General features: G+C 37.5%; 22 protein-coding genes and 1 riboswitch. Of the genes, 3 read left to right on the top strand and 19 right to left on the bottom strand.

Annotation, left to right across the window (positions count from 1 at the left end; genetic code table 11):
* Nucleotide 1: 1 nt before the first annotated feature.
* The 9 genes from HNP81_RS22185 to acpS form a co-directional block, all read right to left on the bottom strand.
* Nucleotides 2–1012 (bottom strand): PP2C family protein-serine/threonine phosphatase, encoded by a 1011-nt coding sequence (locus HNP81_RS22185; protein WP_182504041.1) that lies wholly within the window; start codon nucleotides 1010–1012, stop codon nucleotides 2–4.
* A 9-nt stretch (nucleotides 1013–1021) separates the two neighbouring features.
* The gene (locus tag HNP81_RS22180) at nucleotides 1022–1423 is read right to left on the bottom strand and encodes an anti-sigma regulatory factor (protein ID WP_028390568.1); all 402 of its coding nucleotides are present in this window, start codon (nucleotides 1421–1423) and stop codon (nucleotides 1022–1024) included.
* A 4-nt stretch (nucleotides 1424–1427) separates the two neighbouring features.
* Complete coding sequence (gene rsbS / locus HNP81_RS22175) at nucleotides 1428–1784, bottom strand: STAS domain-containing protein (protein WP_182504040.1); 357 nt, start codon at nucleotides 1782–1784, stop codon at nucleotides 1428–1430.
* A 2-nt stretch (nucleotides 1785–1786) separates the two neighbouring features.
* Nucleotides 1787–2614, bottom strand: coding sequence for an RsbT co-antagonist protein RsbRA (gene rsbRA, locus HNP81_RS22170; RefSeq protein WP_182504039.1), 828 nt, complete (start codon nucleotides 2612–2614; stop codon nucleotides 1787–1789).
* A gap of 630 nt (nucleotides 2615–3244) precedes the next feature.
* Nucleotides 3245–3595 (bottom strand): type II toxin-antitoxin system PemK/MazF family toxin, encoded by a 351-nt coding sequence (locus HNP81_RS22165; RefSeq protein ID WP_028390571.1) that lies wholly within the window; start codon nucleotides 3593–3595, stop codon nucleotides 3245–3247.
* 7 nt (nucleotides 3596–3602) lie between these two features.
* Nucleotides 3603–3893, bottom strand: a complete 291-nt coding sequence (locus HNP81_RS22160; RefSeq protein WP_028390572.1) for a CopG family ribbon-helix-helix protein — start codon at nucleotides 3891–3893, stop codon at nucleotides 3603–3605.
* 558 nt (nucleotides 3894–4451) lie between these two features.
* Complete coding sequence (gene alr / locus HNP81_RS22155; RefSeq protein WP_182504038.1) at nucleotides 4452–5609, bottom strand: alanine racemase; 1158 nt, start codon at nucleotides 5607–5609, stop codon at nucleotides 4452–4454.
* Nucleotides 5610–6040: 431 nt separating this feature from the next.
* Nucleotides 6041–7048, bottom strand: a complete 1008-nt coding sequence (locus HNP81_RS22150) for a LolA family protein (protein WP_182504037.1) — start codon at nucleotides 7046–7048, stop codon at nucleotides 6041–6043.
* Nucleotides 7049–7362: 314 nt separating this feature from the next.
* A complete protein-coding gene (gene acpS, locus HNP81_RS22145) occupies nucleotides 7363–7713 on the bottom strand; it encodes a holo-ACP synthase (RefSeq protein ID WP_028390575.1) in 351 nt (116 codons plus the stop codon).
* Nucleotides 7714–7895: 182 nt separating this feature from the next.
* Here acpS and HNP81_RS22140 point away from each other — a divergent pair, with 182 nt between their 5' ends.
* Nucleotides 7896–8492, top strand: a complete 597-nt coding sequence (locus tag HNP81_RS22140; protein ID WP_182504036.1) for a rhomboid family intramembrane serine protease — start codon at nucleotides 7896–7898, stop codon at nucleotides 8490–8492.
* A gap of 25 nt (nucleotides 8493–8517) precedes the next feature.
* Here HNP81_RS22140 and HNP81_RS22135 read toward each other — a convergent pair whose 3' ends face one another.
* The 3 genes from HNP81_RS22135 to cshA form a co-directional block, all read right to left on the bottom strand.
* The gene (locus tag HNP81_RS22135; protein ID WP_182504035.1) at nucleotides 8518–10002 is read right to left on the bottom strand and encodes a PH domain-containing protein; all 1485 of its coding nucleotides are present in this window, start codon (nucleotides 10000–10002) and stop codon (nucleotides 8518–8520) included.
* Entirely contained in the window at nucleotides 9995–10468 is a 474-nt protein-coding gene (locus HNP81_RS22130; RefSeq protein ID WP_312859721.1) for a PH domain-containing protein, read from the bottom strand. Before HNP81_RS22130 ends, HNP81_RS22135 begins: the two co-directional genes overlap by 8 nt.
* A gap of 250 nt (nucleotides 10469–10718) precedes the next feature.
* A complete protein-coding gene (gene cshA / locus HNP81_RS22125; RefSeq protein WP_028390579.1) occupies nucleotides 10719–12215 on the bottom strand; it encodes a degradosome RNA helicase CshA in 1497 nt (498 codons plus the stop codon).
* Between the two features lie 576 nt (nucleotides 12216–12791).
* On the opposite strand from cshA, the gene HNP81_RS24405 reads away from it, so the two are divergent.
* Nucleotides 12792–12917 carry a hypothetical protein gene (locus HNP81_RS24405; RefSeq protein WP_268745172.1) on the top strand — a complete coding sequence of 42 codons (126 nt, stop codon included), beginning with the start codon at nucleotides 12792–12794 and terminating at the stop codon, nucleotides 12915–12917.
* A gap of 467 nt (nucleotides 12918–13384) precedes the next feature.
* On the opposite strand, the gene HNP81_RS22120 is transcribed toward HNP81_RS24405, so the two are convergent.
* The 3 genes from HNP81_RS22120 to HNP81_RS22110 all read right to left on the bottom strand — a co-directional run bounded on the left by HNP81_RS22120 (nucleotide 13385) and on the right by HNP81_RS22110 (nucleotide 17416).
* On the bottom strand, nucleotides 13385–14764 hold the full coding sequence (locus tag HNP81_RS22120; protein WP_182504034.1) for a UDP-N-acetylmuramoyl-tripeptide--D-alanyl-D-alanine ligase: 1380 nt from the start codon (nucleotides 14762–14764) through the stop codon (nucleotides 13385–13387).
* Between the two features lie 412 nt (nucleotides 14765–15176).
* Nucleotides 15177–16256: a D-alanine--D-alanine ligase gene (locus tag HNP81_RS22115; RefSeq protein ID WP_028390581.1), complete on the bottom strand. Its 1080-nt coding sequence runs from the start codon at nucleotides 16254–16256 to the stop codon at nucleotides 15177–15179.
* Nucleotides 16257–16648: 392 nt separating this feature from the next.
* On the bottom strand, nucleotides 16649–17416 hold the full coding sequence (locus tag HNP81_RS22110; protein WP_028390582.1) for a hypothetical protein: 768 nt from the start codon (nucleotides 17414–17416) through the stop codon (nucleotides 16649–16651).
* Nucleotides 17417–18003: 587 nt separating this feature from the next.
* Here HNP81_RS22110 and HNP81_RS22105 point away from each other — a divergent pair.
* Nucleotides 18004–18615 carry a histidine phosphatase family protein gene (locus HNP81_RS22105; protein WP_182504033.1) on the top strand — a complete coding sequence of 204 codons (612 nt, stop codon included), beginning with the start codon at nucleotides 18004–18006 and terminating at the stop codon, nucleotides 18613–18615.
* A gap of 67 nt (nucleotides 18616–18682) precedes the next feature.
* Here the strand turns inward: HNP81_RS22105 and HNP81_RS22100 are convergent, their stop codons facing one another.
* The 4 genes from HNP81_RS22100 to HNP81_RS22085 form a co-directional block, all read right to left on the bottom strand.
* Nucleotides 18683–19918, bottom strand: coding sequence for a cation:dicarboxylate symporter family transporter (locus HNP81_RS22100; RefSeq protein ID WP_028390584.1), 1236 nt, complete (start codon nucleotides 19916–19918; stop codon nucleotides 18683–18685).
* Between the two features lie 128 nt (nucleotides 19919–20046).
* Nucleotides 20047–20187, bottom strand: a riboswitch (cyclic di-AMP (ydaO/yuaA leader).
* A 157-nt stretch (nucleotides 20188–20344) separates the two neighbouring features.
* The gene (locus tag HNP81_RS22095; protein WP_182504032.1) at nucleotides 20345–21592 is read right to left on the bottom strand and encodes an efflux RND transporter periplasmic adaptor subunit; all 1248 of its coding nucleotides are present in this window, start codon (nucleotides 21590–21592) and stop codon (nucleotides 20345–20347) included.
* A 15-nt stretch (nucleotides 21593–21607) separates the two neighbouring features.
* Nucleotides 21608–22270, bottom strand: a complete 663-nt coding sequence (locus HNP81_RS22090) for a hypothetical protein (RefSeq protein WP_182504031.1) — start codon at nucleotides 22268–22270, stop codon at nucleotides 21608–21610.
* Between the two features lie 463 nt (nucleotides 22271–22733).
* Nucleotides 22734–23582, bottom strand: coding sequence for a tyrosine-type recombinase/integrase (locus HNP81_RS22085; protein ID WP_051404843.1), 849 nt, complete (start codon nucleotides 23580–23582; stop codon nucleotides 22734–22736).
* Between the last annotated feature and the right edge of the window lie 244 nt (nucleotides 23583–23826).

The raw sequence follows: 23826 nt of genomic DNA, 5'->3' as shown, positions 1-23826 counted from the left end.
ATTAAACATTTCTTTTTAAAATAAGTAATGTAAAATCATCACGCAGTTGAAAATGCTGCATTTTCTCAAGCTGCTTAAAGAGATGATGAACGATATCTTGTGCATGCAGGTGCATGTTCTTTTGAATAAATTTAATCAAGGTTTCTCTCTCTATAAAACCTTCACTTGTACGACATTCTGTTACACCATCTGATAACAAAATAATCATATCTCCGCGCTCTACTTTTTTTTCATACTGTACATACTTCGTTTTCTTATCAACACCTAGCAATAATCCTCTTGCACTTAAATCTGTAAATTCCTTTGTAGCTGCTTCGTAATAAAAGCCAGGCTCATGGCCAGCAGCTGAATAGGAGAATAAATGTTTCTCTGGGTTATATAACCCATAAAACATCGTAATAAACATGCTGGGATCAACATTGTGTTCTACGACACGATTCAAGCTCTCTAATACGCTACTTGGATTATGCCGGTGCTCTGGTAGACTATCCATCGCATATTTAATCATTGACATACAAAGTGCTGCAGGAATTCCCTTCCCAATTACATCCGCAATGGCCACACCAATATGTTTCTTTTCATCTTGAACAAAATGGTAATAGTCACCACTCATTTGTCTTGCTGGTACACTTATTGCTCCAATTTCAAGACCATCCACATTTGGAATTGTTGTTTCAAGCAAAGTAGACTGAACATTGGCAGCAATTTTAATTTCCGATTCAAGTTCTTGCTGGATATGTCTGAGATTTTGATGTTCACGATAAGCAAAACCGTAACCCATCATGACCTCGAGTAGGAAATCGAAGGAATCTAGAACTTTCTCTGGGGTGTCTGGGTAAACATCCATAAGGATATTTTTATGTATATTAATAATTTCTTCTGGTGCAATATTATATTCAATCGATTTTTTACTTATTTTTTGCCCTTGATATAACGCTTGCTCCGTTTGATCTTGCAAATAAGTAGAGAGAGCTTCACGGTATTTATTTTTCATGTTCTCTCTGTATTCCATAATACCCTCCTAACGAAGCCATTTAATGGTTGTGATTGTGGTTCCCTTACTTGGAAACGAATCGATATCGAACTCATCCATTAAACGTTTTACTCCTGGAAGACCTGCTCCTAGCCCTCCAGAAGTTGTATACCCATCTTCCATGACTTTCCGGATATCCTGTATCCCCGGTCCCTCATCACTTGCTATGATCTTCATACCGGATTTTCCATGCTCGTACTCTTTTTCTATACAGACGCTGCCACGTCCAGCGTATAAATATATATTTCTGGCTAGTTCACTGATAGCCGTCGTAATACGTGCTTGGTCGACAGTACCAAATCCCAGCTCTTTTGCGACATTTCGCCCCAATTGGCGCGCGGCGACTATATCCCATTCATTGATAATTTTCACGCAGGATTGGAACTCCATACCATTATTCCCCCAATTCCTGTTGTAATTTCTCCAGGCCTTTCTCTAAATCTAATGCTGTCATAACTCCTTCCAGGCTAATACCAAGCTCGATTAAGGTTATCGCAACAGCAGGCTGAATTCCGGTGATCACCACTTTTGCTCCCATCAGTTTTGACATACTTAATACATCTCCCAGCACTTTTGCGATAAAAGAATCAATAAAATCAATGGAAGTTAAATCAATTACAACACCATTCGCGCTCGTATCATGAATTTTTTGTAATAAATCTTCTTGAAAACCGAGTGCTGTAGCATCATCCAATTCCCATTGGATCGACACCAATAGGTAATCATATAGCTTTAATATTGGAATTCTCATTTTCATTCCTCCACCTTAGCAATCTTACGGTTTGTTAATTCTAAGGCAGCGTCAATTCCCTTTTTCAATGAATTCTTTGTAACGATTTCATTTAAATTTATTCCTAAACTAACAATCGTTTGAGCAATTTCAGGACGAATGCCACAAATCATGCATTTCGCCCCAACAAGTCGGACCGCTTCTGCCGCTTGAATAATATGATGAGCAACCATTGTGTCTACTACCGGAACACCAGTAATATCAATTAAAACGACCTCTGAACGCTGTTTAACGGCTCCAGTCAGTAAGTTTTCCATAATTTGTTTAGCCCGTTCTGTATCAATGGTCCCAATTAACGGCATGATGGTAATCCCTTCCATAACAGGGATTAGTGGTGCGGATAGTTCTTGTAGCGCTATTTTTTGAAGAGAGACTGTCCCTTCCCACGTTTGGGTGTAGGTAGAAATAATTTCCTGCTTCATAGGCGAAGTCCATTTATCTAAATCGTATATGATCTCCATTTGATTGTCTTTTGTAACCTGCCCCTTTAAGACCATTCCATTAATCACACATAGAGTAAATTTATGAATTCCTTCAATTAAGAAAGAAAGCGGCCACCCTAAACGAACAGCCTTCTCCGCAAATTCAGAAAGTTTGTAAGTGAACTCTTCATTGTTTCTTCTTGTGTTGGAAATAATCAAATCGATATACTCTGCGCTCGTTTGTACAAACATCTCATTGGAAATCACATTAATAAGGCGCTCATCGGCATTTTCCTTCATGAGATTCATCCATTCCTCTAGTATGTAATCACGATTTTGGGTAATAAATGTAAAAACTACTTGATTCATAATTTCCTCCCATTTTAACATACCCCCGCAGACTCTATGTCTACTTCACAGGGATGTTAAGTAAATGTAAAACAAACTTAACTGCTTCTTCTTAATACTGACAAAATATTACACATGTTTCTTTTTCCTATAAGAATAGTAATGTTCAATCGTTACATCTAATGGCTCTTTTTTATTATTTTGTTCAATAATTGAAATTTACTTAACCTGCCTTTTATGCAAGCAATGAACATCATTTTAGAAGCCTCAACTTTAATAAAACCCTCTTTCATGGAGGATTAAACCTATTTTAAGAAAATTCTTTTTTTATTTTCAATACCAATTTTTAATTATGATTTTTGTCACGATGGTAATTGGAGCGGAAGGCGTGAGACCCCTGCGTGAAAAGCGAGTCAAAGGGAGACCCAACAGGCGTACAGCCCCGAGGATATCGGACTGCCCGCGGAAAAGTCGAACCCCTTTCTTTTCAAACCAACAGGCAAGTTTAACAGAGCCATTATTTAATATCTAACTAGAAACAAAAAAAATAACGATTTCAGCAAAAAGCTAAAATCGTTACTGCACCTATCATTAGGCATAAATTATTATATAAAGACGTCCTCTTCGAAGGAAAAACCATTTTTTCACATACTAAAATTCTACTAGTCCCAGACTAATCTGTAAAGCTTCATTTACCTTATGCATCATTGGTTCATCCAGATGTGTAATTTTGTCTGTTAAACGCTGCTTATCAATTGTGCGTATCTGTTCTAAAAGGATGACCGAATCACGTTCAAATCCATATTTCTTTGCATTAATCTCCACATGTGTAGGTAGCTTAGCTTTCTGTATCTGTGCAGTAATAGCTGCTACAATCACAGTTGGACTAAAGCGATTTCCAATATCATTCTGAAGGATGAGTACCGGACGGGTTCCACCTTGTTCAGAACCTACAACCGGAGACAGGTCTGCGAAGTATACGTCACCGCGCTTAACAACAATCAAGTGCTCAGCCTCCGCTTGCTAATCGTGCAACGGAATGTTCGGCCTCATATTCTGGATATTCAGCAAGGAATGCTTCAGAAGCAAGGGTTAGATTCAAGGTGGCCATTTCAATATAACCACGTTTCATGGATTCGCGAAACTCTCTTTTTTTACGTTCACGAAGATACATTTTCGTCGCACGATAAATAAATTCACTGCGATTAACATTTTCTTCAGTTACATAACCATCTAATTCGGTTAGGAAATTTTGAGGTAATCGAATTATTATCTCTCTTGTTGCGCTGGATTCAGACACAAACATACACCTCCACCAATCACTACACACCTAATACTAATCCTTTTCAATCTTACCATTAAAATCACTATCTGCAAAGAGTATATTCTAGACTATATATTATTATCAACAAAAACCCGTAAAACTTATTCATTTTTCTAAAAATAATTCATTGGATAAGCCGATGTCAGTCATTGTGCTACAAAAGACTCCGAAAGTCCGAGCACATACAAGGTGACTGAGGACCATTTCCTCGCCTCAGAGAATCAGAGACTTCTGCATAAAGCGAAACTTCAAGCAGTAGGGGGCTCTTTTCCCCCACTGCTTGTTAGTCCGTTCTATAGTAGCTAATGTCTCCGCGTAGCGTAGATAAATCGACAGTACGAACTAAGATGAATCACTGACTAAGTGCGCCGCGTCCTCATGTCTTCGTCTATGTGACCCTCTTCAGAAGATAACTTTACCTCAACTCACTCATCAGTAGTCTCATTGTATCTCAACAATCAGGCTTTTTCAGGCAGTTAATGAGGGCTAAAATAAATACACATCGACAAGTCATTTTAGTTCTCCCTTTTTTATCTATTCTAATAAAGCGTTCACCGTGTGTATTGTTTTACCATTTTTAATATACACCCGAGGTATTCTTGATGCAATCATACAAGTAATCTCATAATTGATCGTTTCTAACTTCTCCGCTATTTCATCAACCGTAATCTCTTGTCCATTATCCTCACCGATTAACGTTACTTCTGTATGGATTGGCGTGTTTTTAGGGACTTTAATCATGCATTGATCCATACAAATCCGACCAACTATTGGCGCTTTTTCGCCGTTTATAAGTACCTCTTGCCCTTGAAGCTTACGTATCCAGCCATCTGCATACCCTATTGGAAGCGTAGCAATCCACTCATTCTCCATAGCGGTATATGTCGCCCCATAACTAACACTCTCCCCTTTTTTCAGCTCTTTCACATTTACGATTCTTGTTTTTAATGATAAAGCTGGAGAAAGTGGATAAGGTAATAATTCTTTCATTTCAACAGAGGGCGTTAACCCGTACATAGCAATCCCCATTCTTACTGAGTTGAATGTGGCTTCTGGATATCTTAATGAAGCTGCACTATTCGAAGCATGTATCAATTGAGGTTTTGTTTTTAGCCAGGAAAGCATTTTTTGAAAAACATCCAGCTGTTTATGGTAGTAGTCTTTATTTAGGCTATCCGCAGTAGAAAAGTGTGTATAAATTCCTTCGAAAACAAACCGTGAGTCTTTTAGTAGACTGCTTTCAATAGCCTCAAGCTCTACCCTACTTCTAATGCCAAGACGCCCCATTCCACTATCACATTTCACATGAACATATAAAATATCTTCATCTTGAAGATATGATTTTGCATTCTGTATCCAATCATCTTGAAAAATAGTGAGCGTAATTCGTTCCTTAGACGCAATTTTTGCACTTTCAGGTCTCGTCGCCCCTAATACAAGAATTGGTGCTAAAATTCCTTTTCTTCTTAATGCTAAGGCTTCATCTAAGAAAGCAACAGCTAAATAATCAGCACCCGCGTAAAGAGCCGTCTTCGCAACATCTACCGCACCATGGCCATAAGCATTTGCCTTAACGACGGCAAATAATTTCGTTTCCGATGATAGATGCTGCTTCAAATTTATGATATTTCTATAAATATGATCTAAATTAACTTCTGCCCATGTATCTCTATAAAACTCCTTATTTTCCAATTGCTACCCTTCTCTCTAACCACTTCAGATCTACGGACTCACTACTGCCTATCCATCCATTTTATCCACATTAAAAGCAATAGCGCTACAATATTCTAGCACGTTCTTTCTTTTGTATATAACTAGTATAGTAAAAAAACGAAATCATGAAAAGTTTCCTTCTCGATTGTGCCAAAATTATACAGTAACTTTCATTTAAGTCAAATTGGGCAATTAAAACGTCACCCTGTTCTATAAAGGAACCATCCTGTAGCAGGTTACACCCACCAATCACAATGGAGGAGGCGCTGAGCTGGATTTTGGAGTACTTTCTTAATAAAGAATGTATATCTTACATAGTGATTGGCGGCTAAGCCCCGTCCCCATATCCTCAACATAAAAAGGTCCTCAGCACAAAGGAATAAGATCCCTTGAGCTGAGAACCGATTTCATCATTTTTCTGAAGTTCCATCAACCGTTCTCGCAATTTCCAATAATTCTTCTTTCTTCATATCTTTCGATACAAGCGTATAATCTACCCCATTATACGTCCATTTCACACTGTTTGAAGTAGCGGCGCCTACCGTAAACCCAAGATCAACCGGTTCTCCATTCACAGTCGTTGCCACAAGCGAGGTTTCTACTACTTCTGCTTTTTCTTGAATCAGTGTAAAGCTCTTGTCACCTTCATACGTAAGAATAACCCGCTTCCCATTTTCAGTTGCGATTTCCTGTTCATCACTCAGATTTGCACCTTTAGCTTCAGTCGGATATTTAACAGCAAATACTTCATCCTTCACTTCATTCATAACAGGCACTTCTAGTTTTGCGCGTGTCATGTTCTTTTGCATATCAAACGCATCTTTATCAAACGACGCATCAAACTTCACCTTAGAAAATTCAACCGTTACAAGCGAATTATGATCCGCATCCATTACTTTCACGCTAACAGGCGATAGATCTTTTTTGTTAATAGTAATTTCTTGAAAAGGTAGCATCTTATTATTTTGATAACGTGTTTTTGTTTCAAACACGTAATGATCGTCCGTGGATGTGAATTTCGCACTTTTATCTTCAATAATATCCTTTACTAACGACTCATATAAATAAGCTTGACTACTATTTTCCGGCCATTCACTTTGAAATTTAAAGCTTTTATTTAATGCAGGCGTCAACACATACACTCCATCTTTGTTGCGTAGAATCATTTGACTTTGTTCTTTTGAGGAATTCTTCAAGCTCACCCTGTAAAAATCAGGATTTTTATGCCAGATCTCAACATCATAACTTTGAGGATCCGTACCCATTTGTAAAGTCATTTTGGCCTGGGCTTTGTATCCCTTCATTCCTTCAACCTTGTCATTTAAAGAACTGACCACATCACCTTGTGACTTTTGTCCGCAGGCAGAAAGAATGAGCAAAAGCATGATTCCTGCAAAAAGCGTTACGATCTTCTTCATCTTTTCAACCCCTTTTTGTCATTTGAACGTAAAAGGGAGAGGAAAAGGCAGGATCCAGTCATTGAGGTTATGCATATCTCGGTAGGATGATGTATGATTTCTGGTTGTTTTAACATGTCTAATTATCGCTAAACAGCTTTTATAAAAAACTGATTCGAGAGTACCTTTCCTGCAATGTACCTTTTACCGGGCCTTGTCTCCCTATAGCACTATGAATATATGAGACAACCCCGGTGAATATGACCCGTCTGATAAGAAAGGTAAAAATCATCTTCTTACTAAATCACATTTTACATTTACATCTAAGCAACCTATTATTCTTCAATGATAACCGTAGCAGCGGCATATTCACGACTATGAGTAATAGAAAGATGAGCCCGTACAGAATTTGGCCGAATAATTTCTGGCTTACCAAGTTCATTTGGTTTTACTTCAATATCTAAAAACGACAGATTTTCCCCTATCCCTGTTCCTACCGCTTTAGAAAATGCCTCTTTTGCAGCAAACCGCCCCGCAACAAATTCAACTCTTCTACGGGCACTCAGACTAACAAAAGTCTTCCGCTCCTCTTCAGTTAAAATTCTTTCAATAAATTTCGGCTGCCGTTCAAGTAGTTTTTGAATTCTTTCTAGCTCTACAATGTCCATTCCAATTCCTTTAATCACTTCTAACTTCCTTTCTATCCACTACTCAAATTTTTTAAAGATTTTAAAGATGTACATAGGAATTACCATCGATTACGCCAATATATATAGTACTGCCTGTAATAATAAATCCATCTAAGACAAACTCAAATCTATCCATGTTAATAGTTTTACACACTCGAACGATTTAAGGATGGTGAACCATGTTTATACGAACAGAGAGTTTTCGGCAATATATTTCTTATTATCCACTTGTCACGACTTTAATAGCCTTAACTATATTCCTATTTCTCTTAGACTTGTTACCCATACTACCTGAAGGTTTCTTATTTGAAAAAGGTCTAGGTATCAACTTGTATATCTCATCTGGTGAATGGTGGCGCTTGATTACACCGATATTTTTACACAGTTCATTTTCACATTTATTATTCAACTGCTTTGCACTGGCTATCTTTGGTCCTCCCCTAGAACGATTACTGGGCAGTCTTAAATTTACGTTTTTTTTTCTTATTACAGGCATTTTAGCAAATATCACTACTTTCATTCTACTGCCCCCTACTTATATCCATGTAGGTGCAAGTGGCGCAATTTTTGGCTTGCTCGGATTTTATTTATATCTTGTTTTATTCCAAAAAGATCATTTACCTAAGCAAGAGGTTAAAACGATCTATACGCTAATCTGTGTCGGCGTATTGATGACGTTTATCCAACCAAAAGTAAACATTACCGGCCATTTCTCAGGACTCCTCGCCGGCTTACTTCTGGCATCATTATTTTTCAGAAATAAACTCAAGCGTTAGCTCTTTCCATTAAAAAAGCAAAGGCCTAGCCTTCGCTTTTTTTGGATTCACTATAGGAAAACCAATCATTTATGAATTCAGCATCTTTTTGCTCTAAGTCAATGAGTTTCCCTTCCCGAGGCCCTGCACCAGATTTCACAGTAGCAGCAATCGTACATAGTTGCCTTCTTCTTTGAAAATAACTCACTCGCCGGTCAAATACTTGCAGTCGATTCTTTTGAAAAATATATGTATGTTTAGATACAACTCTAGTTCTTAATTGCAGTTGGTTTCCACTAATATTCCATCCACCTTCTCTGAATATTAAATACGCCCAGATAGCAGTAATTGGTATAAGAGTGAAAGAAGTTAATCCCCATGGCCAAATAAACCATGATATAAAAGCAATAACGGGAATAATGATAAATAATTGCCTGATGAAATAACGGATATAGGAACGTTTGGGCAATCCCTTCATTCCGGTCTGTAACTCATATCCAGGAACGAACTGATTTATTTTTTCTTTTAGCTGTTCTTTATTGACAAGCGGAAAAAGTAAAACGTTCACTGTATCCTTATCTAATGCCGAACCACCTGCATATTCAAGATACACACTCGCATACCCGAGCGGTTGTCTAATTAAGTTCTCAGAGATTCTGATTCCTTGAATTTTTTTCAACGGAATCGTTAATTGTCTTTTTTCTAATAAGCCGCGTGAAATGATTAATTCTTCTTCTACTTTCCTGACTGTAAAATAGGCATAGATGAAGACAATTCTGGCTGTAGCAATTAAATATGCCAGTATGAAAAGCAAGAGCACCGTAAGGATTATTAAAAGTACACCCGATTGAATGAACCGTTCTGCTTCAGCCGATATTTTTTTAAAAGGAATCAATTCATCGAATTGAGCAAGAAATGCTACCGCACCAGAAAGAACAACCCCAATCCCACCTGATGTAGCTGCCATTAAAAACAACTGCGGAAAAGTTTGTTTAAACACAATAGATGCCGAATCCATCTCTTCTTCTTTGATTAATTCTTCGAAAGCGTCCGCCTCATTAACACGCTCAAAATCGAGTTTCTTTTTCCTTGCTTTCACTTCATTAAAAATGGCAACAATTTCGTTCGATTCTTGCTTTGTAATAGCAGTTAATTCTGCTTCAGGCTTTCCGTCATTCGCCCCAGCTGTTTCTACTTTAAGCTGGACAAGACCAAATATTCTTTGCACGATTCCTTCTGAAACATCAATACTATGTATCCGTTCAAAACGAATATATCGTTTTTTTCTTATAAACACACCCGATTCAATTCTAAGTTCACCATCTTCTACCCAATACGTAAGCTTAAGCCATGAAAGAAAAGAACGAATGATGAGAAAAAAGCAGATCACGCCAAAAATAATAAACTGGATACTTTTACCGCTACTACTCCCTAAAAATAAGAGGACAATTAACGGAATAATTGCTTCCTTCAACGTCTGCAAAATACTAGACAAAACAGCAACTGGGTGAAGTCGTTTAGGCTCAAACATCATCTTCCTCCACGCTGGCCATTTTTGATATATAAAAGCGCAGCTCATCAGCTTCTGAAAGTTCCAAAGCTGGTATCTCATGGGTCGTTGCGGCAGTTGAAATTTCTACAGAAGCTAATTGATATTTTCGTAACAGCGGTCCTTGGTTCGTCTCTACATGCTGAACCCTAATCATAGGCACCAAGGTCCTTTTAATAATAAATAAACCACTTTGGATTTCTATCTCTTTCTCCCGAACTTCGTATCGCCAACGCTTCCATTTCATTGACGGAAAAAGAAAGACAGATATGTAAGTCACGACTATGGAGATTATTCCAGCTGCTCCTATCGCCCAATATGACCAATCAAAAAGAATAGTTACAACTAGTACCGCAATAGTGATGATCCAACAAATCGCAGCACGTATTATGCCGCTAACACGCCAAACTTTTAGCGCTTTATTTGAAATCCGGTTTCTAGGCTCCACTCTACCGCTCCTTTCTAAATACCTATAAAGTGAAACTTCAATCAGTGGAAGTCTTGCTGCCCATTTATGTAGGATAAAATCCTATATTAAGTATACTATATAAAATATTTCCAGAATATAAAAAAGAGGAGGCCCCACAAGGTTCTGACCTCACACTATATACAGCTCATCGTGTTACATACACAGTTTAACTGTAAATAGTTATTGTGGGCTCCGACCTTTAGTTTGGGACATCCTCATTTACAACATATTATTTATTTAGTTTTTCCCTTTTGTTATAGCTGCTATTGCTACGGTTAGTGCTTCCGCTAGGTTTACGACTATCTCTGCGTTTAGCACCACTATAATCTTTTCTGCCTGTTGAAGGTCCGCGACCATTACGTTGTCTTCCATTAGATCCAGACTTATTATATCCGCCACGTTTCATTGGAAGTGGTGCTTCATCTGTCAATTTTACAGGCGTTGCATCCGGTTCTTTAGTTAGTGATTTTAATGCTGCTGCAACAAGATCAGTTGCACTGTATTTTTGAAGCATCTCTTCAGCTTGACCTAGGTATAGAGACAAGTCTTCATTTTCTACAGTGTTCACAATTCTTTCAGTAACTGCTTTTTGTTGTCCTTCCAACGCTTCAGTTAACGTAGGAGTTTTCATCTTCACCATACGTTTTTTCGTTGTATGCTCAACCGCAGCCAATTGACCTCGTTCTCTCGGTGTCACAAATGTTACTGCCTCACCATGTTTTCCTGCACGTCCAGTACGTCCAATACGGTGGACATAACTTTCTGGATCTTGAGGAATATCAAAGTTATAAACATGTGTGACACCTGAAATATCAAGTCCGCGTGCCGCTACGTCTGTTGCAACTAGTACATCAATGCTACCTTCTTTAAACTTCTTAAGAACAGACAAACGTTTCGCCTGGCTTAAGTCACCGTGAATACCTTCAGCAGAATAGCCGCGGATATTCAATGCAGACGAAAGCTCATCAACACGACGTTTTGTACGACCGAATACGATAGCAAGCTCTGGCGTTTGGATATCTAATAAACGAGCTAATGTATCAAATTTTTCATTTTCTCTTAATTCGATATAATATTGGTCAATAAGAGAAACTGTCATTTCTTTTGCTTTAACACGCACAAGAGTTGGGTCTTTCATGAAACGTTCTGCAATTTTACGAATTGGATCTGGCATTGTAGCTGAGAATAACAGAGTTTGTCTTTCACCTGGTACATTCGAAAGAATTGACTCGATATCCTCGATAAAGCCCATGTTCAACATTTCATCCGCTTCATCCAATACGACTGTATGAACGTTGCCCAATTTAATATTTTTACGTTTAATATGATCTAATAAACGCCCAGGTGTACCCACGACAATATGTGGCTTTTTCTTTAATGCACGAATTTGACGATCAATATCTTGTCCGCCGTAAACCGCCATTACTCGAGTACGTTTCCCGTATCCAAGCTTGAATAATTCTTCAGAGACTTGAATAGCAAGCTCACGTGTTGGCGCGATAACGATTCCTTGTACGTTATCATCTTTAAGATCAATATTCTCAATTAACGGGATACCAAAAGCGGCAGTTTTACCTGTTCCAGTTTGAGCTTGACCAATAATGTCTTTCCCTTCTAATGCCAAAGGAATGGTTTGTGCTTGAATCGGACTTGCTTCTTCAAACCCCATTCTCTCAATTGATTTCATAGAAGTTCTGTCTAAACCTAATTCACTAAATAATGTCAAAATATTCGTACTCCTTTTTAATTCATATATTTATCGACACGAAAAAATGGCTTGTGTCGTCTGAATTGTGTCAGTAGTTGATCACAATTCACCAACTAACAGCTGGTTCTTGTTTATTATTTATCGCTTAAGAAAAGTTTTCTCAATGATCACCTAAAATACTTGCATTTTTTAAATCCGAACCCCATTATTATGAATAAAAAAGTCCCGAACAAAAGTCAAACCTTTTGCAAATACTGGCCTGGCGTAGGTTTTGGGAAATCTTTTTACAAAACATGTAACAAGAATGAAATTCAAAAATGGAAAGATCAAAGTAGCATACAAAATCGCATGTTTATTCAGGTGAGGGCTGCTGCATCTTATTTTCCTATGAGACAGAAGCCTACATAAAGAAAATCCGCTTTAGAATTCAAGGTGAAATCTAAAGGCAAAGCTGCAATTATGCCATAGGCTATGAATTGCTCTCATATAATTACCCAAAATGATTACATTTCAAATCCTACAGAATAAAACAAAACTTGACTTAAGCCAAGCTTCCCATAAAAAACAGGCCCTTATGCGTTTGGGGAATGCGGAGTGGAAAGGAACCACAAGGATCATTTCTGGCAAGAGGATTGGGAGATAGTCGATATCTCACATCTATCATGTCATGAGCTTATGGAGCCAACTGCAGACAGCTGGACCTTCCTATTAGCAACTTAAGCTGCCAAGAGAGGCAGCTTTTTATATTATTCAAGACGCGTGGCCTATTTAATCTGAAAGTACAAGATCTTCACCAAGTGAAGAATGAAATAACATTTGTTTCTTAAAGAAACGATAAATAATCTTTGGATTAATTATAGTATATACCATATTCACCTTCCAAAGACATTTAAACTCATAAAATATGTTACCATTTTCAGGTCATTATTGCAATAAAGGAATCTGAAACTCAAATGAAATAGGTCATTAATATCCAAATAATACATAACTTTGTCCATGTTAAAACACGCCCGTTAACTCTTAACTTAAGTGAGTTTATTCGTCAGATACCCAATTCATCATTTAAATCAAAGGGCCAAAAAGAAGGGTCATACCCCGCAACAACTAAATAAAGTATAAGAAACGTGTATGATTCTTTACATACTGATTTAGAGTGCGAGGTCAGACCCTTATGAGAAATCCCTTATTTAATTTTGTAGAGCTTGAACGATTTCTTCTAGCTTCATCCCTCTTGAGGCTTTTACTAAGATTAAATCATTTAGCGACGTACGCTCTTTTAAATCAGTAATTAATGCGGTTTTATTTTCATACGAAAACACACGGTCTACAGGGAAAGATTTACGAGCTCCTTCAGCTATAAAATGACCAAGTGAACCATATGTAAAGACTGCATTAATTTTGTCTGGCTGAATGATTTTACCAATATTTACATGGAACTCTTTTTCTTGATTTCCCAGTTCTAACATATCACCAAGGACTAGATATTTACTTTGAAACCCTTCTAGAGTTTCTACCAGCTCAATCGCAGCCTTCATTGAAGTTGGACTTGCATTATAAGCATCATTAATGATTTTCTGCCCTTTTGCTCCTGCAACCAATTCCATTCTCATGTTGGTTAATCGGACCGATTCAAACCCATTTCTTATATGAGTATCATTTACGCGCAATAGCTTGGCTACAAGCATGGCGGCTAACGCATTTTGTACATTATGAACCCCAAGAACCGGAATTGTATACGGTTCCCTAAAATCCCCATTTATTTCAAAAGAAGTACTATTATCGGTTTGAGTAATCGAGATTGGATACAGGTCGTTTTTGTCTTCTCTTCCAAAAGATACAACGTGGAGATTCGTTAAGTCCCGTTCAATTCGATCCCGTAATAACGGTTCATCCCCATGATAAATTAGCGTTCCACCCGCTTTAAGACCTGCAACAATCTCGAGTTTAGCATTCGCAATTTCTTCTCTTGAACCAAGATCCAATAAATGTGACTCCCCAATGTTCGTAATAATAGCCAAGTCTGGTTCGGCGAGTTTGGAAAGAAATTCAATTTCACCACGACTGCTCATACCCATTTCTAAAACGGCCACCTCTGTGTCTTCATCCATTCCTAAAATAGTTAATGGAAGTCCAAGATGGTTATTAAAGTTTCCGCTCGTTTTATGAACGCGGTACATTGTTTGCAATAAAGCTGCTACCATATCTTTCGTGGTAGTTTTTCCATTACTCCCTGTAATGCCAATTACTTTACAATTGAGTTGCTTTCGATATGCCTTCGCTAAATCTTGTAATGCTTTTTCTGTATTCTCTACCATGATACATGGAAGTCCTGCTGGTGGCTCTCCCGCATCCTTTTGCCAAAAAGAAGCAGCTGCTCCCTGTGAAATGGCTTTTTCTACAAATTGATGTCCATCAACCTGTTCTCCACGAAGGGGGATGAACAAGTTGTTAGGCTCAATATGTCTAGAATCAATTGAAACTCCTGCCGCTATAATAGATTCAAAATCTGTAATGTTATTCAATCCACCGACCATTTCATGGATTTGCTTTAACGTTTTTTTTAACATCTTGTTCCTCCTAGGATTTTAGAAAATTGCGGCTTATCCCTTAATATCAAACTAGTTCAGTATGGAAAATGAATAACCCAAGAGAGTTTTCACCACTCACTATATACAGCTTTATTGTGACATGTATACGTCATATAACGATATATAGGAGATTGAGGGTCTGACCCTTGTTATGAGACAGACCCTTTCCACTTTTTATTTTAGGCTCTGTTAAACTTGCCTGATGATTGAAACGAAGGGCGTTCACTTTCCTCGGGCGGTCCGGAAGCCTCCTCGGCGCTGTGCGACTGTGTGAACTCCCTTTGGCTCGCTTTTCTAAGCAGGAGTCTCACTCCTTTCGCTCCAATCAACATAGTGCCAAGATCAACAACGAGGTTTAACATAGCCTTATTTTAAATTGCTGGGCAGTCCATCAAAAGCTATATTTAATCTTCTGCTTTTCTTCATAACGTTCTTGCGCCAAACTTACTAATGTCTCGATTAATTGAGGATAGTCTACTCCTGTATGTTTCCATAATAAAGGGAACATGCTAAACGGAGTAAAGCCAGGCATTGTATTTACTTCATTAATATACATCTTTCCTTCTTTTGTTAAGAAAAAGTCAGCGCGAACTAATCCAGAACAATCAAGTGATTTGAAAGCGGAAATAGCCATTTCATTTAAAGACTGATAGTTATCTTCAGATATATCAGCTGGAATGACCATCGCAGTATCACCATCTTCATATTTTGCTTTATAATCATAAAAATCTTTTTTCGCAATAATTTCGCCAGCTACCGAACACTTAGGATGATCATTGCCAAGAACGCCAAGTTCAATTTCACGGGCAACGACCCCTTCTTCAACAATGATTTTCCGATCGAATTGGAATGCCTCAACAAACGCTGTTTCAAGTTCTTCCCTGTTGACACATTTGCTAATTCCAACGCTCGATCCAAGGTTAGCCGGCTTAACAAAGCATGGATAGCCTAGTTCTGCTTCAATCTTATCATAAGCACTGGCTTTATCTTTTTCCCACTCAGAACGAATAAACCACGTATATTTAACTTGAGGGAGACCTGCTTGAGCAAAAATATTCTTCATGATTACTTTGTCCATGCCTGCAGATGAGGCAAGAACTCCATTTCCTACATAAGGTAAATTTAATAATTCTAGCAACCCTTGAACAGTACCATCTTCTCCATTCGGACCATGAAGAAGCGGGAATAGACAGTCGAATCCTTCATCTCCATCCTCCTTGGAAACTTGCCCAGCTGACTGCATCGCGAAAGGTGACATGCTAGCTTCAGCAGATAATGTAAGACTTTTCACATTCTCAACTGGTCCGGTCAACTGTGGTCCCTTTACCCAAGACCCTTCTTTCGTTATGTATATCGGGTATATATCAAATTTCTCTAAATCTAATGCTTTAATGACCGCTAAAGCTGTTTGTAGTGAAACATCATGTTCAGCTGACTTCCCGCCATAAAGCAGTCCAAGTTTTGTTTTCATTTTCATTAAACCTCCATCACTCATTTCACTTTATTATTGTAACACCTTACTCTTCAGTTAAAAACGAAAAAGAAGCGCCGATTGATAACTTACCTAAACATACCAATAATTCTATCGTATATTCCTTACATCTTATGTGGCAATAGCACGGACTACACCTTGGATTATCATGTTTTACTTAAATAGCTAACATAAAGTGAATATAACTAGAGGGGACTTCTTCATCTCCTACCTATGCTTCTTCGATTCCTCTGAGTCATAAACGAGGGGCTTGACTTTCCGTTAATGCGGAAAAAAAAGGAGACTGACCAAAAGCTAGGTCATTCTCACTCTATCCATTTATCAGAATGAAAATCATCAATCACGAAATGTTCACTTGCAAATAAGATAGTTTAGTTCAGAATAACGCTCCATTCTTTAGTCTTTCGATGTAAAACAATCAAGGCTTTTGGCCGTTTATTTTTCAAGTCATTAAATCCGTCCATCATATCATCCATATTAATATAGTCCCCAATAATCCAACCTGGAATTTCTATTTTTGTCCTAGAATGCTGAACATCCTGGAAGGAAAAAACAACGCCCTCAGAGGTTAACGGGATGATTCTTTGAAGCACTTCAAAAGGAATTTCTGGATACTCCCTTTTTTTCTTTAAACCTAACCAGTTTCTTTCAAGCCGTAATGACTCCAGTTTCAGCATAAGTAAATTACCGAAAACTTGAGTTAACACATCATGGTTTCGAAAATAAACCTTATTAAACCATCCGTCATCATGCGCGAGATAAACAAATTGATTATTCAGTTTTCCAAAAAACGGTGGTCGTAAGTGTGTCTTGCAATGACCAATATACAAAAGTTCGGCAATTTCTTGACCATTTAATTCATCAAGTCCTGCTTCTTCTTCAAAATCAATCCAACAAAAATCACCATACCCATATACATTATCTTTCAGGAGCTTTTCAACATCTTCATTCGGAACAAAATCCAATAGTGTATTCCTATTAAATTCTCCATCATCGTATCCATGTTTCAATAATAAAAGGTTAGGTAAAGGCCCTTCATAAGAGTAAACAAATTCCCGAAACGTCACGCCAGAGAAAATTGCAAATCGCTCAGCAGGCTGCAGGTGTATATATAAAACGTCTCTAATCTCATTTTTCATGATACCAATACCCTCCGCAACAGTTACTGATGATAAATTGAAACTTCAAAGAGTCAGAGTTCACATCTCCCACTGATTGTTAGTCCCGGTCTAGTGCCGCTAAACCTCCGCGCAACGTAGATAAAGCAACAAGATTAACTAAGGTTCAATGAGTCACAGACTAAGTACACCGCGTCCTTTGGTCTATCGTCTGTGGGAGCAAACTTGACCTCTGCGTAACTCACGGTAAGTTTCACTGTTTCTCACCAATTGAGCATTTACGGGCAGTTGATCTCCTACTTGTATTCCCTGAAAGTCATGAAGTGGCAGGCATACTGTTCATAAATGCGGGATAAAACTTAAACTGGCGAAACTATCATCTATTATCACTATAATCATTTTACCAAATCATTTGAAATAATGTGACAAAACCTCCAAGTTATTCATAACCTCCATTTCACTATTCACTATAATACTCTTTGTCCTGCCCATACATTCCCACTCATAGTCAATATTGTTACACTGTATAGATCATGTCTTTTGATTTATTCAGAGAATTTATCAATAATAGATTGGAGAAATATACTAAAAAAAGTAAGGAGACTATTATGGTTACCATTTATTTAGTTCGTCATGGTCAAACCGAATGGAATGTTACAGGAAAGATGCAAGGCTGGGGAAATGGAGAATTGACCGAATCTGGTATCCGTGATGCACTTTCACTAGGGAATAGACTTCAGGATATTCCAATTGATGTGATCTATTCGAGTACAAGCAAACGAGCCTACCAGACAGCTGAGTTAATTGCTGGTGAACGTACTGTCCCAATTATTAAAGATGATCGATTACGAGAAATGTCCTTTGGCGATTGGGAGGGGCGCCTCAGAGAAGAAATTGAGAAAGAATTTTCTGCTGAATACAAAGCTTTTTGGGAAACACCGCATTTATATGAACGAAACAGCGGAGAACTATTCACAGATGTATTGAAACGTGCTGAAGAGATGTATAAGGATATCATTGCTAGCCATCCATCAGAAACTGTTTTGATAGTTTCACATTCAATTTTTCTAAGAATACTTACAGCTTATTTAAGAAAATTATCTCTAGATAAGCTTTTTACCCAAACCTATATTGGAAATGCCAGTTTAACGAAAATTCAAGTTACCGATGGAATCCCTGAATTTATTTTCGAGGGCGATCGCTCTCATTGTGAAGAGTAAATAAAAGATTTAATAGCAAAAAGACAGCTATTGGATTTCACTCCTTAAGCTGTCTTTTTTTCAAAAGTTATGAAGCTTTTTCAGGGTTGAAGTTACCTTCCCATTTAGAGATAACAATAGCAGCAAGAGAGTTCCCAATAACATTTACCACCGTACGGCCCATATCAAGAATACGGTCGATCCCGGCTATAAACGCCAACCCTTCGATAGGAATTCCAACTGTACCTAGTGTAGCTAATAATACAACGAAGGAAACCCCTGGTACACCAGCAATACCTTTAGATGTCACCATTAATACTAACATTAACGAAATTTGATCAGCAATGCTCATATCAATGCCATACATTTGAGCAATGAAAATTGCAGCTAACGCTTGATACAGAGTAGAACCATCAAGGTTAAAGGAGTAACCAGTCGGTATGACAAAAGAAGCAATATGCTTAGGACATCCCGCATCTTCAACCTTTTCCATAATTTTCGGAAGTACGGCTTCAGAGCTTGCTGTAGAAAATGCTAATATAAGCTCCTCTTTGAGTAGTTTTATTAATTTAAAAAGACTATAACCAGCTAGTTTCGCAATGATTCCCAAAATAACAACCACAAAGAAAATCATTGTTCCGTATACGGAAATCACCAATTTACCTAGAGGTATAAGAGATTGTAATCCAAACTTAGCAACAGTGACTCCAATCAAGGCAAACACGCCGAAAGGAGCAAATTTCATAATTTGGTTTGTTACATAGAACATCGCATCTGCTGTTCCTTGAAAGAATGCCAATACCGGCTTCCCTCTTTCTCCGATCGCACTAATCCCAAGACCAAATGCAAGAGAAAAGAAAATAATGGCTAGCATGTCACCTTGAGCAACTGCAGCAATTGGATTCGTTGGTACAATATTCACAATCGTATCGATTATTGATTCGCTTTCCTTTGCCTCTGCTGTATCAACATAACTGCCGATATCTGTTTGGTTAAGCTCCCCCATATTCACGCCAGCGCCTGGCTGTATAATATTAGCAGCAATAATACCTACTATAATCGCGATTGTCGTTACGATTTCAAAGTACAAAATCGTCTTACCGCCAATTTTCCCTAGCTGTTTAATATCACCGACACCTGCAACCGCAACAATAATACTTGCTACAACAATCGGCACAACAATCATTTTAATTAAACGAAGAAATATATCGCCAATCGGTTGTAAATAAGATGCAATCGTTGGACTACCATAAAAGATAGCTCCCACGATAATCCCTAGAATTAGACCAATTAATATTTGGCCGGCTAAACTTATTTTTTTCATCTAACATCCTCACCTTCTGTAAATTCTTTGCTAAAAAGCAAGTGTCTCGGCAAGGGAAACAACATAGAAGCTTTCACACAATAAAAAAAGACACAATAGGTGTCTTTTTCGCGTGAACAAATAACATTTTGTTCCCTCTAAGACGCTGACGAGGTTAGCTGTCGGGTTAGGACCTGGAAACACATGCCCTTTCATAAGAATTCACCCCAAGCGGTACAGGACCACGAAATTGGTTCCCCCGTTCTTTTAAGATTAAGCGGAAATTACATTATAATAAAATATTATATTAAAAACACTAAACTGTAAATATTTTTTATTATACTTCGGAAAGGAAAATAACTCTAGAATAGTCACGCACACGTTTTTTCATTTTATTTTCACCCTCCAAAAAGGCATACACTTTAAATAGCTTGAACTTTAGTTCAATTATTTTTCTAACAAACCTATTAAAATGAAACGAAGTTTTTGACGTTTGGATAGCTCATTATATGCCGAAATTTTTACTTTTCCAGCTTGAAGGGGCGTGATAAATGCAGACTTGTTATAAGGCAAGCTTTTCGCATCACTTATAATAATAGCCCCCAATTCTATTCCATCTTTCACTTCCTGAATACCAGCAAATTCAAGACCAGTTGCGATCACTTCCTTTGTAACCGTACCGTTCCCATTCAATCTGTAGACAGATGGCTTTTTATCTAAATCAATCGCTGTTTTCGGCAAAGATGGTACACCCTTCGCTTCCGCAGTCACCACAGATACTCTCACTTTGGAACCAATTATTAAAGTTTGTGGATCTTCTTTCATAGTTGCTTGAAAAGCATATTTACTTCGAGTTCCAACAGAAGCTTCAGTTTCTGGAAATGGCTGAATTACGGATATTAATCCTTTAATTTTCTCTTTTTCATCCTTCTGCTTAGCAATAATTTTCATGCCAGGTTCTGTTTTTTTCACTTGTTGCTCATTAAAAAAACCTTCAATTGCTAACGTATTTGAAGCAATTGTTACAATTGGAGAGCCTAATTGTTTATTGACCTTCTTCACAATTCCTTCTGTTTCACTTGCCGTCATTGCTGTATCGCCATGTTCATCCAGATAGTTTAATTGACTTTCAAAAGCTTTGATTTTCTCTTCTAGCTTCTTCTTCTCTAATTCCTGTTTATAGATTTCTTGTTGAATCGAACTTACGATTAATGTCGATGAATCATATTCATTTAAGAGAAATCCAGCCTCTTTAAATGCATCTCTTTCTTTAGCAGATGGAGCATCTGGAATGGTTTCCTGATAGCTAGATAGCTCTTCAATATACTCTTCAATCCCCTCTATTTCTCCCTCGTAGCGACTCTTCTCCGTTTCAAGCTCGTCCTTAACCTGATCTAGTTTAGGCGTTATGTATTCAAATAAAGGTGTACCTGACGTAACCTCGTCTCCTTCTTTTACAAGAAATTTTTGAAATTCTTTATCTTGATCATTGAAATAATAATTGTACTCTTCTAATGGTTTAATCACCGCATCTGTTTCAAATCTTTCTATGATATCGACTTTCTTAACTTCAGTCCAATTCCGAGCTAATAATGTCCGAGTCACCTTACTATCTTTTTTCTCAATTAAAAAAAGATTCAAAGCAACGAAACCCGAAGCAAGCACAGCTAGTGTACCTACTTTCCATTTTTTCATACCGTACTGCCTCCCTTATAAAAACACACGAACATCGATGTAAGCCAAAAACGCTGCTACGAAATAAGATGCCAAGTAAAACACACAAATCAGAATGAGTGGGATGTATTTATTTTTATCAGTAAGCTTTTGTAAATAGAAATAGTTGACGCATATAATTGCCAGCTGAAATATACTGATTTCTCCAAAGAAGTGAATAAAATATTCATTAGAGATACTATACTGACTAATCACTCCTAATGAAAACGGATTAGCACTTTGGTTTAAGTTCATCAACAAAAGAAACGGTAAATACACTACCTTTTCTAACAAGTGCAATACAAAGGCAATCATCTGTACAACTGCAACTTTTTTAAATGGAATATCTAAAACGGCCCAAAAAACAACTGCAGCCACCAACACATAAAAGGTTGGATACAAAATGCTCGCCACTAACTTTCCAGCTATCACTAGAAGCTTACCTGTTTCATATTCACTTTCTCCTAGCTTAGTTATTTCTTTTGACATGGATTCTGATCCTATTCCAAAATTGGCTCCCAAAAGAAAGATAAGAGCACTGCATACATACAATATTACAAGCCTACTGCCGAAACGAGTTATTCCTTCTGCTTGTTCTAATTGATATCTGTTTGTTCTAGGCTGTAACAAGCCCTTTAATAATTGAACTTGATAGGTCATATTCGCTCCCCTTGCTAAAGTAAAATCTATTTATCTACTATTCTATCTCAATTTGGAAGATATTGAGGAATAATGACAAAAAGTGAAGATTAATACACCTAATTATAATACTTACTTCCTCCCAGAACTATTATTCAATTAGATTTTAACTATTTTTTACCCATATACAGATAAAGTGAAACTTCTAACAGTGGTTTTTCATCCTCCACCGATGGAAGTTTCACTTTATAGTTAATATTATAAGGGAAACAAAGAGGTTCCAAACTTAATCGAGAAACACTATAGGTTAGTCGGTCCAAGTAATGCATAAACAAATACTTTATTGGCAATGTTGCAAAAAATCCATCCATGGCAGCCTCTTCATTTAACATCCCTTAGAATTATTACTAATTCATTTAATAGCCCAGCCTCAAATTCTTTTTTTAAGATGACTCTATCCAGTTAATAGTCCCTCACAACCTTTTTAAGAAAAGGCCTGGTCAATCGCCTGTCCGAAATCAACATCCTTATTTTTCACATATCGTTTTGTCATATTTAAATCCTTATGACCCGCCAACTTTGATACAGTTTGTAACTCTACCCCGTTATCAATCAGTTGCTGACAGAAAGTATGGCGGAGCTTATGAGGATTAACATGGTACTTTTTTAACATATATTGCACAGAACGTGGAGTGATTCGCTGCCCATAGCTGGATAAAAAAAGCGGTCCTCTAGGATCTTCATGTGCGCCTAAAAAATAAGCTAAATGCTGAATTGCTTCTTGTGATAGCGGTACAGTTCTGTCTACTTCATTCTTTGAATTACGAATGACTATCGCTTTCTTTTCATCCTTCTCCACAAGATCACTACCATTTAAATCACATAATTCAGAAACTCGAATGCCTGTATGTAGCATAATATACACCATCGCCGTGTTCCTCAAATTCCCATCTGCTTCCACATCTTTTAATAAGGTCTTTTGTTCCTGCAACGTCAACACTTCAGGAATATCGTTCTTTTGGTCATTCATTTTCCGGCCTATATTCATCATCAAAGATGACTGACCAAGATATTTACAATACACATTCAAGGCCATATAATGTTTCTCTATTGTTCCAGCGCTTCGTTGGTTATTTTCTAGATGATTAAGATAAGCCTGAATACTCTCTTCGTTCAGGTGACCTTCAAAATTCTTTTCTGCCCACTCAAAAAATTGGGCTAGTACCCCCGAATAAGTCTTAATTGTATTATCTGATTTCTTTTGTTTTTTCAACCACTCGGTAAAGGAGTGAAATGTCGTTTCTTGGTCAAATGCTTCATTATGACGTTCCAACGTAAATTCCTCCAGTGAAAATTCAGAAGTTTAACTAATTTTAACACAAGTTCATATTTAATACGAAATCAGTCCACCAACAATTAACTTCTTTCTTCTTATACCAATAATAATCACCTTAACATTAATTAGTTTTACTCCAAGTATAGAAAAAAAGACCAGCTATAAATAGCTGATCTCTTAGATTGCTTGGCGGCGTCCTACTCTCACAGGGGGAAACCCCCAACTACCATCGGCGCTAAAG

The organism is Peribacillus huizhouensis, from assembly GCF_014138605.1.
GTDB classification, from domain to species: Bacteria; Bacillota; Bacilli; order Bacillales; family DSM-1321; genus Peribacillus; species Peribacillus huizhouensis.
This window is presented reverse-complemented; position numbering and strand designations above follow the sequence as displayed.

Bases quoted from the DNA above. Each gene is read 5' to 3' on its own strand.
- HNP81_RS22185 (WP_182504041.1), bottom strand. From the start codon at position 1,012: ATGGAATACAGAGAGAACATGAAAAATAAATACCGTGAAGCTCTCTCT.
- HNP81_RS22180 (WP_028390568.1), bottom strand. From the start codon at position 1,423: ATGGAGTTCCAATCCTGCGTGAAAATTATCAATGAATGGGATATAGTC.
- rsbS (WP_182504040.1), bottom strand. From the start codon at position 1,784: ATGAGAATTCCAATATTAAAGCTATATGATTACCTATTGGTGTCGATC.
- rsbRA (WP_182504039.1), bottom strand. From the start codon at position 2,614: ATGAATCAAGTAGTTTTTACATTTATTACCCAAAATCGTGATTACATA.
- HNP81_RS22150 (WP_182504037.1), bottom strand. From the start codon at position 7,048: ATGAAGAAGATCGTAACGCTTTTTGCAGGAATCATGCTTTTGCTCATT.
- HNP81_RS22140 (WP_182504036.1), top strand. From the start codon at position 7,896: ATGTTTATACGAACAGAGAGTTTTCGGCAATATATTTCTTATTATCCA.
- HNP81_RS22135 (WP_182504035.1), bottom strand. From the start codon at position 10,002: ATGTTTGAGCCTAAACGACTTCACCCAGTTGCTGTTTTGTCTAGTATT.
- HNP81_RS22120 (WP_182504034.1), bottom strand. From the start codon at position 14,764: ATGTTAAAAAAAACGTTAAAGCAAATCCATGAAATGGTCGGTGGATTG.
- HNP81_RS22115 (WP_028390581.1), bottom strand. From the start codon at position 16,256: ATGAAAACAAAACTTGGACTGCTTTATGGCGGGAAGTCAGCTGAACAT.
- HNP81_RS22110 (WP_028390582.1), bottom strand. From the start codon at position 17,416: ATGAAAAATGAGATTAGAGACGTTTTATATATACACCTGCAGCCTGCT.
- HNP81_RS22105 (WP_182504033.1), top strand. From the start codon at position 18,004: ATGGTTACCATTTATTTAGTTCGTCATGGTCAAACCGAATGGAATGTT.
- HNP81_RS22100 (WP_028390584.1), bottom strand. From the start codon at position 19,918: ATGAAAAAAATAAGTTTAGCCGGCCAAATATTAATTGGTCTAATTCTA.
- HNP81_RS22095 (WP_182504032.1), bottom strand. From the start codon at position 21,592: ATGAAAAAATGGAAAGTAGGTACACTAGCTGTGCTTGCTTCGGGTTTC.
- HNP81_RS22090 (WP_182504031.1), bottom strand. From the start codon at position 22,270: ATGACCTATCAAGTTCAATTATTAAAGGGCTTGTTACAGCCTAGAACA.